At 55.5% G+C, this 12,673-nt stretch carries 12 protein-coding genes; 7 read left to right on the top strand and 5 right to left on the bottom strand.

The genetic code is table 11. From position 1 onward, the window contains the following. Positions 1–90: 90 nt before the first annotated feature. From yidC to rpmH, 4 genes are read right to left on the bottom strand one after another with little or no spacing between them, the layout of a single operon-like run. Complete coding sequence (gene yidC / locus N1689_RS17870) at positions 91–1,737, bottom strand: membrane protein insertase YidC (protein ID WP_013359606.1); 1,647 nt, start codon at positions 1,735–1,737, stop codon at positions 91–93. 2 nt (positions 1,738–1,739) lie between these two features. Beyond that, positions 1,740–1,997, bottom strand: coding sequence for a membrane protein insertion efficiency factor YidD (yidD, locus tag N1689_RS17875; RefSeq protein ID WP_008926397.1), 258 nt, complete (start codon positions 1,995–1,997; stop codon positions 1,740–1,742). Further along, positions 1,961–2,320 (bottom strand): ribonuclease P protein component, encoded by a 360-nt coding sequence (gene rnpA / locus N1689_RS17880; protein WP_008926396.1) that lies wholly within the window; start codon positions 2,318–2,320, stop codon positions 1,961–1,963. Before rnpA ends, yidD begins: the two co-directional genes overlap by 37 nt. Positions 2,321–2,334: 14 nt before the next feature. After that, positions 2,335–2,475 carry a 50S ribosomal protein L34 gene (gene rpmH, locus N1689_RS17885; RefSeq protein WP_003849659.1) on the bottom strand — a complete coding sequence of 47 codons (141 nt, stop codon included), beginning with the start codon at positions 2,473–2,475 and terminating at the stop codon, positions 2,335–2,337. A gap of 597 nt (positions 2,476–3,072) precedes the next feature. Between rpmH and dnaA the strand changes: the two genes are divergently transcribed. The 7 genes from dnaA (at position 3,073) to N1689_RS17920 (ending at position 12,275) form a co-directional block, all read left to right on the top strand. Further along, complete coding sequence (dnaA, locus tag N1689_RS17890) at positions 3,073–4,488, top strand: chromosomal replication initiator protein DnaA (protein WP_161733220.1); 1,416 nt, start codon at positions 3,073–3,075, stop codon at positions 4,486–4,488. 4 nt (positions 4,489–4,492) lie between these two features. Next, positions 4,493–5,593: a DNA polymerase III subunit beta gene (gene dnaN, locus N1689_RS17895; protein WP_161733222.1), complete on the top strand. Its 1,101-nt coding sequence runs from the start codon at positions 4,493–4,495 to the stop codon at positions 5,591–5,593. A gap of 207 nt (positions 5,594–5,800) precedes the next feature. Next, a complete protein-coding gene (gene recF / locus N1689_RS17900; protein ID WP_161733224.1) occupies positions 5,801–6,886 on the top strand; it encodes a DNA replication/repair protein RecF in 1,086 nt (361 codons plus the stop codon). Between the two features lie 18 nt (positions 6,887–6,904). Then, complete coding sequence (gene gyrB, locus N1689_RS17905; protein WP_161733226.1) at positions 6,905–9,313, top strand: DNA topoisomerase (ATP-hydrolyzing) subunit B; 2,409 nt, start codon at positions 6,905–6,907, stop codon at positions 9,311–9,313. Between the two features lie 191 nt (positions 9,314–9,504). Further along, positions 9,505–9,984: a YhcH/YjgK/YiaL family protein gene (locus N1689_RS17910; RefSeq protein ID WP_161733228.1), complete on the top strand. Its 480-nt coding sequence runs from the start codon at positions 9,505–9,507 to the stop codon at positions 9,982–9,984. A gap of 99 nt (positions 9,985–10,083) precedes the next feature. Further along, positions 10,084–10,893: a sugar-phosphatase gene (gene yidA / locus N1689_RS17915; RefSeq protein WP_260059622.1), complete on the top strand. Its 810-nt coding sequence runs from the start codon at positions 10,084–10,086 to the stop codon at positions 10,891–10,893. A gap of 116 nt (positions 10,894–11,009) precedes the next feature. Beyond that, the gene (locus tag N1689_RS17920; protein ID WP_260059625.1) at positions 11,010–12,275 is read left to right on the top strand and encodes a DUF3748 domain-containing protein; all 1,266 of its coding nucleotides are present in this window, start codon (positions 11,010–11,012) and stop codon (positions 12,273–12,275) included. Here N1689_RS17920 and N1689_RS17925 read toward each other — a convergent pair. Then, positions 12,244–12,618: a YceK/YidQ family lipoprotein gene (locus tag N1689_RS17925; protein ID WP_311202149.1), complete on the bottom strand. Its 375-nt coding sequence runs from the start codon at positions 12,616–12,618 to the stop codon at positions 12,244–12,246. The two genes, N1689_RS17920 and N1689_RS17925, sit on opposite strands and share 32 nt — an antisense overlap. Positions 12,619–12,673: the final 55 nt, after the last annotated feature.

Here is a 12,673-nt window from a genome sequence, read left to right on the forward strand (position 1 = left end):
ATTTTCTCTCGCTACAAAAAACACAGGCGGTCGCTTTGACCGCCTGAGAATAGACTATTTTAGGGCGGGATGGCTCCCGCGCTGGATCGCTTACGCTTTCTTCTTGTCGCGGCTATGCAGACCACGTTTTTCCAGGCCGCGATAAATCAGCTGCTGCTGGAGAATGGTCACCAGGTTGCTGACGATGTAGTACAGCACCAGACCTGACGGGAACCACAGGAAGAACACGGTGAAGATCACCGGCATGTAAGTCATGATCTTCTGCTGCATCGGATCGGTCACGGTGGTCGGTGACATCTTCTGAATAAAGAACATGGTGATGCCCATCAGAATCGGCAGAATGTAGTACGGGTCCTGCGCTGACAGGTCATGGATCCACAGAATGAATGGCGCATGACGCAGTTCAACCGAGCCTGACAGCATATAGTAGAGCGCCAGGAAGATTGGCATCTGAATCACCAGCGGCAGACAGCCACCCAGCGGATTCACTTTCTCTGCTTTATACAGCGCCATCATCTCCTGGCTCTGCTTCTGCTTGTCATCACCCAGACGCTCACGCATTGCCTGAATCTTCGGCTGCAGCATACGCATCTTAGCCATCGAGGTGTACTGCGCTTTAGTCAGCGGGTACATGATGCCGCGCACGATGAAGGTGATCACGATAATGGAGAAGCCCCAGTTACCGATGAAGCTGTGAATAAATTTCAGCAGCTTGAACAGCGGCTGAGAGATAAACCACAACCAGCCGTAATCCACGGTCAGATCAAGGTGCGGCGCAATCGCGGCCATCTTGTCCTGAATTTCCGGGCCGACCCACAGCGTTGCACCCAGATTCTGCTGTGCGCCCGCGGCGATGGTGACCGGTGCAGATTTATAGCCAATCGCTGCCACGCCGTTACCCAGGTTGCTGGTGTAAAGGGTGTTGGTGCCTTCAGTACGCGGAACCCATGCAGTGGCAAAGTACTGCTGCAGCATCGCAACCCAGCCATTACTGGTCGTCGCGTTCAGGTTCTCGTTATCCGCGATGGTGTCGAATTTATACTTCTCATATTTCGACTCGCTGGTGGAGTAGGCCGCGCCACGGAAGGTGTGCAGAGCAAAGTTGTTGCTGCCGGTATCACGATGCTTAGGCAGATCAATTGTCTGCTTCAGCTGGCCAAACAGCGATACTTCCAGCGGCTGCTGGGTAGTGTTGTTGACATGATAATCGACATTAACGGCATATTCGCCACGCTTGAAGATGAAGGTTTTGGTGTAAACCACGCCATTTTCAGCGGTATAGGTCATCGGCACACGCAGTTCGGACTGGCCATCAGCCATCTCGAAGTGATCCTGCGCGGTGGTGAACAGCGGACGCGCGCCGTTGTTCGGGTTATCCGGGCCATTACGACCGGTTAAACCACTCTGAGCCTGATAAAGGAACGCTGGCGTTGTTTCAAGCAGCTGGAACGGCTGGTCTGAACCCAGTTTGTCCGGGAAAGTCAGCAGCTGTGCCTGTTCAACATCACCGCCTCGGGTGTTGATATTCAATGACAGGACATCAGTCTTAACGGTGATCGTCTGGCCCTGACCGCTGGCCGGTACACCCTGACTGGCGGTATCACCCGCTACGCTGTTGGTGCCCTGTGTGGTCTGCGTCTGCTGTGGCTGCGGAGCGTGGTCCGTCTGCCAGGCTTGCCAGATCATAAAGGTCACGAACAGAAAAGCGATGAGAAAGAGATTGCGTTGCGAATCCATCGTTAATGTTCTCTGGTATCAAAGGTTTTTGGCGGCACAGGATCGTCACCACCCGGGTTCAAAGGGTGGCATTTTAATACGCGTTTTAATGTCAACCAACTGCCTTTTATCAGGCCAAACCTGCGTAACGCCTCAATTCCGTAATGAGAGCAGGTCGGGTGAAACCGACAGTGTGGTCCCAGTAATGGACTGATACCGCGTTGATAGACGCGTATCAGGACGATCAGGAGCCGCGCGCCAGGCGACAGTGACGACGCCATAATTTCTCCAACGCTTCCGCCAGCATACGGTTATCCAGATCGGCAACCCCCTTCTTCGCAACCACCACGAAGTCCATCGACGGCAGTTCATGTTGACGCAGACGAAAGCTTTCGCGGGTCAATCGCTTGATCCGGTTGCGTTCATGAGCGCGTTTCACATGTTTTTTAGCGACGGTGAGACCGATGCGGGGATGCCCCAGCGCGTTAAGGCGGCCGAGAATAGTGATTTGCGGCGTGCCAGCCCGTTGTGGCTGCTGGAAGACGAAAGTGAAATGAGTGGGAGTTAACAAACGTAACTCCCTGGGAAATGCGAGCTTACCCATCAGGGCTTGCTTTATTACTTAGAAACGGTCAGACGAGAACGGCCTTTAGCACGACGACGTGCCAGAACCTGACGACCATTTTTTGTTGCCATACGAGCACGGAAACCGTGTGAACGGTTGCGCTTCAGTACGGACGGTTGAAAAGTGCGTTTCATGGCGGTTTCTACCTAAACTTGAAAATTTTCACTGGGTGACGCGTTTCGGGCCAGTAAATCGACCTACGCCTCAATGTGTCTTTAATAAAGAGGCGGGATTGTAATAATTGTACAGTCCCGAGTCAATTTACTTCGCGTGCAACGGTACCTGAAAACCCGCTTACAGCCCGCTGAGTCCCGACTTTGCGCCTGATGGCTCAATCTCGGGTGGAGAATTATACGGGCTCCGCACTAAAGCGCAAGGATCGCGCGGGATCTTATTGCGATCGGCCTGGCGGATCCTGGGGATAAAATGAGATGTCGCCCGAAAATTTAGCGCATTCCACCAGATCCCTGCTGGTTTTTCCCGCAACTGGCGTAAACTTCTTTGCGCGTCTCAGGCCTGTGGATAAAAAGGATCAAAACTGTGTAGAAAGGGAAGATCTCTGCCTCGCTTTGCGCTATGATCCGCCCTTCCGCTGACGATCCTCCAATGATTGCAGGACGGGAAACCGCTGATAGCGGTCGCAGGCGCTTTCTTAGCGTCTGTGTCAAAAATGAACGTTTCTTAGAGTAACGCCTACTATTCTTATCGAATTTGTACGAGTGGAGTCCGCCGTGTCACTTACGCTTTGGCAACAGTGTCTTGCCCGTTTGCAGGATGAGCTTCCTGCCACCGAATTCAGCATGTGGATCCGTCCACTGCAGGCTGAGTTAAACGACAATACGCTTGCCTTGTATGCTCCAAATCGCTTCGTACTCGACTGGGTCCGGGACAAATACCTCAATAGTATCAATGCACTGCTGAATGAATTCTGTGGTCCGAATGTGCCTGCACTACGTTTTGAAGTGGGGACGCGCCCGGTTCAGCAGCAGGCGGCCGCGGTCAGCCAGCCGGTAATGGCCAGCGTCAGCGCGCCCGTCATGCCCGTGCAGAGTCATATCCGTCCGGCCCCGACGCAGATTCTGCGTCCCAGCTGGGATAATGTCCCGGCACCGGCCGACGTCACCTATCGCTCGAATGTGAATAACCGTCATAACTTCGATAACTTCGTCGAGGGTAAGTCCAACCAGCTGGCGCGCGCGGCGGCACGTCAGGTGGCGGATAATCCAGGCGGCGCTTACAACCCGCTGTTTCTGTATGGCGGTACGGGTCTCGGTAAAACGCACCTGTTGCACGCGGTAGGCAACGGCATCATTGCCCGTAAACCCAATGCAAAAGTGGTTTACATGCACTCCGAGCGCTTTGTGCAGGATATGGTTAAAGCGCTGCAGAACAATGCGATTGAAGAGTTCAAACGCTACTACCGTTCTGTCGATGCGCTGCTGATCGATGACATTCAGTTCTTTGCGAATAAAGAGCGATCGCAGGAAGAGTTCTTCCACACCTTTAATGCCTTATTAGAGGGCAACCAGCAGATCATCCTGACCTCGGATCGCTATCCAAAAGAGATCAACGGGGTGGAAGATCGTCTTAAATCACGTTTCGGCTGGGGTTTAACGGTGGCGATCGAGCCGCCTGAGCTGGAAACGCGCGTGGCGATCCTGATGAAAAAAGCGGATGAAAATGACATCCGTCTGCCAGGTGAAGTCGCCTTCTTTATTGCCAAGCGTTTACGCTCTAACGTGCGTGAGCTGGAAGGCGCGCTGAATCGCGTTATCGCCAACGCCAACTTTACCGGCCGGGCAATCACGATCGACTTCGTGCGCGAAGCGCTGCGCGATCTGCTGGCGCTACAGGAAAAGCTGGTCACCATCGATAATATTCAGAAGACCGTGGCTGAGTACTACAAGATTAAGGTGGCGGATCTGCTTTCCAAGCGCCGTTCGCGCTCGGTAGCGCGTCCGCGCCAGATGGCGATGGCGATGGCAAAAGAGTTGACGAACCACAGCTTGCCAGAAATTGGCGATGCTTTTGGGGGTCGCGACCACACAACGGTGCTTCATGCCTGCCGCAAGATCGAGCAGCTGCGTGAAGAGAGCCACGATATCAAAGAAGATTTCTCTAATCTCATCAGAACATTATCTTCCTGACGCTATGAAATTTATTGTTGAACGTGAGCAGCTGCTGAAGCCGCTGCAGCAAGTAAGTGGCCCCCTGGGCGGTCGTCCGACACTGCCGATCCTTGGAAACCTGCTGCTGCAGGTAACGGAAGGGTCGCTGTTACTGACCGGTACCGATCTGGAAATGGAGATGGTCGCGCGTGTAGCGCTGACGCAGGCGCATGAGCCTGGCTCCACCACCGTGCCAGCGCGCAAATTCCTCGATATCTGTCGCGGATTGCCCGATGGCGCAGAAATTACGCTGGCGCTGGAAGGCGATCGCATGCTGGTTCGCTCTGGCCGCAGCCGTTTTTCGCTGTCGACCCTGCCCGCTAGTGACTTCCCGAACCTGGACGACTGGCAGAGTGAAGTTGAATTCACCCTGCCGCAGGCGACCCTGAAACGGCTGATCGAAGCGACCCAGTTCTCGATGGCGCATCAGGATGTGCGTTACTACCTCAACGGCATGATGTTTGAAACCGAAGGCGAAGAGCTGCGCACCGTGGCCACTGACGGTCACCGTCTGGCCGTCTGCTCCATGCCGGTTGGTCAGGCGCTGCCGAGTCATTCGGTGATTGTGCCGCGTAAAGGCGTGATTGAACTGCTGCGTCTGCTGGATGGCGGCGAGAACCCGCTGCAGGTACAGATTGGCGGCAGCAACATCCGCGCACATGTCGGTGACTACATCTTCACGTCTAAGCTGGTTGATGGCCGTTTCCCTGACTATCGCCGCGTATTGCCAAAGAATCCTGATAAAGCGCTGGAAGCGGGCTGCGATCTGCTCAAACAGGCGTTTGCCCGTGCAGCCATCCTCTCGAATGAGAAGTTCCGCGGCGTTCGCCTTTATATCACCGAAAATCAGCTGAAGATCACCGCTAATAACCCTGAACAGGAAGAAGCAGAAGAGATGCTGGATGTCAGCTACAACGGCACCGAGCTGGAGATTGGCTTCAACGTCAGTTACGTGCTGGATGTGCTGAACGCGCTGAAGTGCGAAAACGTCCGCCTGCTGCTGACGGATTCGGTGTCGAGCGTGCAGATTGAAGATGTAGCGAGTCCGGCAGCAGCCTACGTCGTGATGCCCATGCGTCTATAGTCTGTGCCGGGCTAACTTACTCGCCATTTTGCGCCCGGGCAGTGCTCGTCCCTGGTCACATACTTCAGTATGCTCCCAGGGCCTGTGCGCTGGCCGTGCGCAAACTTGCTTCGCCGTCGACGCCCTGGATTGTTAAAGGTAAGACCTGAATTTTTACAAGGCAAAACCATTTCATCCCGATCATTGCCCTTCACGCTGGACTGATTCATGGCTTTAACCCGCCTTCTTATCAAAGATTTTCGTAATATTGAGCAGGCTGACCTGCAGCTGGCACCCGGCTTTAATTTCCTGGTCGGCGTCAACGGCAGCGGGAAAACCAGCGTTTTAGAGGCGATCCATACGCTGGGGCATGGCCGATCGTTTCGCAGTCTGCAGGCGGGCCGCGTGATCCGTCACGACGAGGCGGCGTTTGTGCTGCACGGGCGGCTGGAAAGCAAAGAGCGGGAAATCTCCGTCGGGCTGACCAAAAACCGGGCTGGTGACAGCAAAGTGCGCATTGACGGCAGCGATGGTCACAAGGTCGCGGAGCTGGCACAGCTGCTGCCGATGCAGTTAATTACGCCGGAAGGCTTTAGTTTATTGAATGGCGGCCCCAAATACCGCAGGGCCTATGTCGACTGGGGCTGTTTCCATAATACGCCCGGCTTCTTTATCGCCTGGAACAACATGCGCCGCCTGCTTAAGCAGCGAAACGCGGCGCTGCGCCAGGTTTCACGTTACAGCCAGATTCGTCCCTGGGATCAGGAGCTGGTCCCGCTGGCGGAACAGATCAGCCAGTGGCGGGCGGAATACAGTGCGGCGATTTCAGCAGAGATCACCGCCACCTGCGCCCAGTTTCTGCCGGAGTTTGAGCTGCGCTTCTCCTTCCAGCGTGGCTGGGACAAAGAGAGCGACTACGCCGAACTGCTGGAACGTAATTTTGAGCGCGATCGCGCACTGACCTATACCGCCAGCGGTCCCCATAAAGCCGATTTTCGTATTCGCGCTGAAGGAACGCCGGTCGAAGATTTACTCTCACGCGGGCAGTTAAAACTGCTGATGTGTGCATTGCGTCTGGCACAGGGCGAGTTCCTGACAAGCCAGAGCGGACGCCGCTGTATTTACCTCATTGATGACTTTGCTTCTGAGCTGGATGAGAGTCGCCGACGCCTGCTGGCGGACCGGTTAAAAGCCACTCAGGCTCAGGTGTTTGTCAGCGCTATTTCTGCCGGACATGTAATCGACATGACCGACGAAAAGGGCAAGATGTTCCGCGTGGAACAGGGTAAAATAGCGGTTCAACCTGAAGATTAAAATGAGCGAGAAACGTTGATGTCGAATTCTTATGACTCCTCAAGTATTAAAGTCCTGAAAGGACTTGATGCGGTACGCAAACGCCCGGGCATGTATATCGGCGATACCGATGATGGTACCGGTCTGCATCACATGGTATTCGAGGTCGTGGATAACGCAATCGACGAAGCGCTCGCTGGTCACTGTAGTGACATCGTAGTCACTATCCATGCGGATAACTCCGTTTCGGTGCAGGATGATGGACGCGGCATTCCAACCGGTATTCATGAAGAAGAAGGCGTTTCCGCCGCTGAAGTGATCATGACCGTGCTGCATGCGGGCGGTAAGTTCGACGATAACTCCTATAAAGTCTCCGGCGGCCTGCACGGCGTGGGCGTCTCTGTCGTTAACGCCCTGTCGCAGAAGCTGGAGCTGACCATTCGTCGCGAAGGCAAAGTGCATCAGCAGATTTACGTCCATGGCGTACCTGAGGCACCGCTGGCAGTCACTGGTGATACCGATATCACCGGTACCCGCGTGCGTTTCTGGCCAAGCTATGAAACCTTTACCAACGTGCGCGATTTCGAGTATGACATTCTGGCAAAACGCCTGCGCGAACTGTCGTTCCTGAACTCGGGCGTGTCGATTCGTCTGGAAGACAAGCGTGATGGCAAAACCGATCACTTCCATTACGAAGGCGGCATCAAGGCGTTTGTTGAGTACCTCAACAAAAACAAAACCCCGATTCACCCTACCGTGTTCTATTTCTCTACCGAGAAAGATGGCATTGGCGTGGAAGTAGCACTGCAGTGGAACGACGGCTTCCAGGAAAATATTTACTGCTTTACCAACAACATTCCGCAGCGCGATGGCGGTACGCACCTTGCCGGTTTCCGCGCAGCGATGACGCGTACCCTGAATGCCTACATGGATAAAGAGGGTTACAGCAAGAAAGCCAAAGTCAGCGCCACCGGTGATGATGCGCGTGAAGGTCTGATCGCCGTGGTTTCGGTGAAAGTGCCGGATCCAAAATTCTCCTCACAGACCAAAGATAAGCTGGTCTCGTCAGAGGTGAAATCGGCGGTTGAGCAGCAGATGAACGAACTGCTGGCCGAGTACCTGCTGGAAAATCCATCAGACGCTAAAATCGTGGTCGGTAAAATTATCGACGCCGCGCGTGCCCGTGAAGCAGCACGCCGCGCCCGTGAAATGACCCGCCGTAAAGGCGCGCTGGATCTGGCGGGTCTGCCAGGCAAGCTGGCGGATTGCCAGGAGCGCGACCCGGCGCTCTCTGAAATCTACCTGGTGGAGGGTGACTCCGCAGGCGGCTCGGCAAAACAGGGCCGTAACCGTAAAAACCAGGCGATTCTGCCGCTGAAAGGTAAAATCCTGAACGTTGAGAAAGCGCGTTTCGACAAGATGCTCGCCTCGCAGGAAGTGGCCACGCTGATCACCGCATTGGGTTGCGGCATTGGTCGCGATGAATACAACCCGGACAAGCTGCGCTATCACAGCATCATCATCATGACCGATGCCGACGTCGATGGTTCACACATCCGTACCCTGCTGCTGACCTTCTTCTATCGCCAGATGCCTGAAATTATTGAGCGCGGCCACGTCTATATCGCCCAGCCGCCACTCTACAAAGTGAAGAAAGGCAAGCAGGAGCAGTACATCAAAGATGACGAGGCGATGGATCAATACCAGATCGCTATCGCCCTTGATGGTGCGACGCTGCACACCAATGCCAGCGCCCCGGCGCTGGGCGGTGAGCCGCTGGAGACGCTGGTCACTGATTTCAACAGCACCCAGAAGATGATCAAGCGTATGGAGCGCCGTTATCCGATGGCCATGCTGCGTGCGATGATTTATCACGACACGCTGAGCGACCTGAGCAATGAAGCGGAGGTTACAACCTGGCTGAACGGCCTGGTAAGCTATCTGACTGAACGCGAAGCGCATGGCAGCACCTATCTGGCACAGGTGCGTGAAAACCGCGAATCAAACCTGTTCGAGCCGGTACTGCGTGTCCGTACCCACGGTGTGGATACTGACTATCCGCTGGATGCTGATTTCATTCAGGGTCCTGAGTACCGCAAAATCTGCGCCCTGGGCGGCAAACTGCGTGGTCTGCTGGAAGAGGATGCTTACATCGAGCGTGGCGAGCGTCGTCAGCCAGTGGCAAGCTTCGAACAGGCGATTGAGTGGCTGATTAAAGAGTCGCGTCGCGGCCTCTCGGTCCAGCGCTACAAAGGTCTGGGCGAGATGAACCCGGATCAGCTGTGGGAAACCACCATGGATCCAGACAGCCGTCGTATGCTGCGCGTCACCATTAAAGATGCGATTGGCGCTGATCAGCTGTTCACTACCCTGATGGGCGATGCGGTTGAACCGCGCCGCGCCTTCATTGAAGAAAATGCGCTGAAAGCCGCCAATATCGATATTTAACCGGCATCAGAGATGAAAGGCCATCACCCAGGTGATGGCCTTTTTTTGTGCCGTCCGAGCGGAAAACCCGCCAGGCGGTGCCTTCCTGCCCACATGCTGCGACCCCGATCACGTTTTAACCCGGTCAGCTCCCTTACTCTTGCCTCTCTTTGCGCTATTCCGGCGCACTCATTTTTACAGGGAGTTACACCATGATTGTTTGCGATCGTCACGACTGGGACAGAGAACGTCACGCCTTTCATCCGGTCATCGATCAGGCGATAAGCTGGATTGCGGGAACCGATTTCAGCCAGCTGGACACCGGCAAATATGAGATCCTGCCTGACAACAAAATGTTCTGTCTGGTGCAGGAGATGATGACCGAACCCGCCAGCGCGCGTCGTGCAGAGTCCCACTTTAACTACATCGATATTCAGTATCTGCTGGCAGGCACCGAGAATATCGGCGTGGCACGCGCCCATGCCGACCAGAAAATTACCGAAGATTTTGCCGGGCAGCGCGACGTAGTGTTTTATCAGACGATTTTGAATGAGTCGGTGATTACGCTGCTGCCCGGCATGTTCGCGCTCTTTTTTCCGCACGATATTCATCGCCCCTGCTGCGCGCCTGGGGAGCCCGCAACAATCCGAAAAGCCGTGATTAAAATCCACCGTGATCTCTTTACCGCCTGAAGCTGGCGATCAGCCAGCCATTCCCGTCTGCCATGAAACTGGTCAATGTGCGCTGAATCGCGCTAGCATTGAATAAAACCCCGACGCTACGAGGACTCTATGGCTATTAAATTGATCGCTATCGACATGGATGGCACCCTGCTCAATCCGCAACATGAGATCACACCGGGGGTGAAATCCGCCCTGGATCGCGCCCGTAAGCAGGGCGTGTCGATTGTGCTGACCACCGGCCGACCGTTTGTGGGTATCCAGCGCTATCTGATGGAACTGGATATGCAGGCACCCGGCCAGTACGCGATCAGCAACAACGGTGCGCTGGTTCATCAGGCCGAAGATGGTGAGTGCGTGGCGGAAGTGACGCTGACCTTTGACGACTACCTCTACATTGAGAACCTGGCGCGTGAGCTTGGCGTCCATTTCCAGGCATTCGACAAATCTCATCTCTACACGCCGAACAAAGACATCAGCGAATACACCATCCATGAAGCGAGCCTGACCGGCATTCCGGTGCGCTATCGCGCTGTGGAGGAGATGGATCGTGCCATACGCTTCCCGAAACTGATGATGATCGACCGGCCCGCACTGCTCGACGCGGCAATTGCCCGCCTGCCGGAACAGGCCCATCAGACTTACACCATCCTGAAGAGTGCGCCGTATTACCTCGAAATCCTCGATCGTCGGGTGAACAAAGGTCAGGGCGTCAGAATGCTGGCGGAGAAGCTCGGCCTGAAGCAGGAAGAAGTGATGGCGATTGGCGACCAGGAGAATGACCTGGCGATGATTGAATACGCTGGTACGGGTGTCGCCATGGGTAATGCCATTGATTCTGTTAAAAAAATCGCGCAGTTCATTACTAAAACCAATATGGAAGATGGCGTCGCCCATGCCATTGAAGAGTTAGTGCTGTAACACCGCTGTTCTCTGCCGGGCCGCTGCGGCCCGGCACCCTTAATCCGGCAAAAAAGCGGTACCGCAAAACGGAATCGCGTACGTTGTCGGGCAACGCTTTCTCCCTGGGTTTCATCATGTCAGAAAAACAGATCACCTTTGCTGACCGTCAGCACCAGCTCACCAATATCAATGTCTGGACGGCCGACAGCCAGTGGCTGGCGTTTGACGTCCGGCCCTCGGGCGCGTCCTTTACCAGCCAGACCATTGAGCGGGTCAATGTGCTGACCGGTGACGTTGAGGTGCTCTATCAGGCCCGGGACGGAGCGCATGTCGGGGTCGTGACGGTCAGTCCCGATCTGCCCCCGCGCTACGTCTGCATTCATGGCCCGGAACATCCCGATGCCAGCTGGCAGTATGACTTCCACCACCGGCGCGGTGTGATTGTTGAGAACGGCGCGGCGGTGAATCTGGATGCCTGCGATATCACGCCGCCCTTTACCCCTGGCGCGCTGCGCGGCGGATCGCATGTGCATGTCTTCAGCCCCGACGGTTCACGCCTCAGTTTTACCTATAATGACCACGTGATGCACGAGCGGGACAGCCGTCTCGATCTGCGCAATGTCGGTATCGCGGTGCCGCTGCGTGCTGTGAAGCCTGAAAAGCAGCATCCGCGTGAATATGACGGTACCTTTTTCTGCCTGCTGGTGAGCCAGACGCATGCGGAACCCGAGCCGGGCAGTGACCAGATCAATCGTGCTTATGAGGAGTGCTGGGTCGGTGAGCGTGGCTATCAGAAACTGGACGGCCGCTGGCAGCGCTGGGCCATCGCTTTTATTGGCGACACGCTGACGGCGCAGGGCGAGAAGTGTCCTGAAGTCTTCATTGTTGATCTGCCTGACGAACTGGAAGATTACGCTCGCGCCGGAGAGAGGCCGCTGGAGGGCACCAGCACACAGTTACCGGCGCCACCGGCTGGCGTGCAGCAGCGTCGCCTGACGCACAGTCGTGGCGTGGCGCTGCAACCGCGCCACTGGCTGCGTAGTGCGCCCGATGGCAGCCAGATTGCGTTTCTGATGGCGGATGCGGACGCGGTGATCCAGCTCTGGTCGGTCTCTCCCAACGGCGGCGAGCCACGTCAGCTCACCCGACTCAGCCATAGCATTCAGTCCGCCTTTAGCTGGCATCCTGACGGCCAGTCAATCGCCTTTATCTGCGATAACAGTGTGATGCGATGTGACGTTGAGAGCGGCGCATGTCAGCGTCTGACGCACAGAACGGAAGACGCGCCATCAGGTGACGCGGTGGTCTGGTCACCTGACGGGTCACAGATTGCTTTTATGCGTGAGGTGAATGGCTGGCGGCAGCTCTTTACAGTTGCGGTTGCGGATGTGACCGCATAGGCGGCATAGGCTGTGCCTGCGCCAGGCTTTCGTTAGTATGCGCCAGCCTTTCGCTCTGCAGGATGCGTTCACGTGGGGAGTCGAGAGATTTGTCTTTATCGCTACGGTAGTAGTCCCACGGCAGCAGCAGCGTATCCAGCACGGCAGAGAAAGGAAGATCGATTAACGCGAGTGGCTTCAGCGCCCAGCTGGTATCACCATCAGTCAGCATGTCGGCGCTGGCACGGGTACCGGGATAATAGCCCTGACTCGCACCGGTATGAGACATCACACTGGAACAGCTTGTTGTTGCCATAGCGCAGCACACCATTCCAGCCAGAGGTAAGATCTTAATCAATTTCATTATCTTCATCCCTTCAGCCATGGCATAAACCTGGCTGAGTTGGCTTGCCAGACAA

This window comes from Pantoea sp. XY16 (assembly GCF_025153065.1).
Classification (GTDB): domain Bacteria; phylum Pseudomonadota; class Gammaproteobacteria; order Enterobacterales; family Enterobacteriaceae; genus Pantoea; species Pantoea alfalfae.

Excerpts from the sequence above, each read along its gene's own strand:
- rnpA (WP_008926396.1), bottom strand. The coding sequence starts at position 2,320 with ATGGGTAAGCTCGCATTTCCCAGGGAGTTACGTTTGTTAACTCCCACT.
- rpmH (WP_003849659.1), bottom strand. The coding sequence starts at position 2,475 with ATGAAACGCACTTTTCAACCGTCCGTACTGAAGCGCAACCGTTCACAC.
- yidA (WP_260059622.1), top strand. The coding sequence starts at position 10,084 with ATGGCTATTAAATTGATCGCTATCGACATGGATGGCACCCTGCTCAAT.
- yidC (WP_013359606.1), bottom strand. The coding sequence starts at position 1,737 with ATGGATTCGCAACGCAATCTCTTTCTCATCGCTTTTCTGTTCGTGACC.
- N1689_RS17925 (WP_311202149.1), bottom strand. The coding sequence starts at position 12,618 with ATGAAATTGATTAAGATCTTACCTCTGGCTGGAATGGTGTGCTGCGCT.
- yidD (WP_008926397.1), bottom strand. The coding sequence starts at position 1,997 with ATGGCGTCGTCACTGTCGCCTGGCGCGCGGCTCCTGATCGTCCTGATA.
- N1689_RS17910 (WP_161733228.1), top strand. The coding sequence starts at position 9,505 with ATGATTGTTTGCGATCGTCACGACTGGGACAGAGAACGTCACGCCTTT.
- dnaN (WP_161733222.1), top strand. The coding sequence starts at position 4,493 with ATGAAATTTATTGTTGAACGTGAGCAGCTGCTGAAGCCGCTGCAGCAA.
- recF (WP_161733224.1), top strand. The coding sequence starts at position 5,801 with ATGGCTTTAACCCGCCTTCTTATCAAAGATTTTCGTAATATTGAGCAG.
- N1689_RS17920 (WP_260059625.1), top strand. The coding sequence starts at position 11,010 with ATGTCAGAAAAACAGATCACCTTTGCTGACCGTCAGCACCAGCTCACC.
- gyrB (WP_161733226.1), top strand. The coding sequence starts at position 6,905 with ATGTCGAATTCTTATGACTCCTCAAGTATTAAAGTCCTGAAAGGACTT.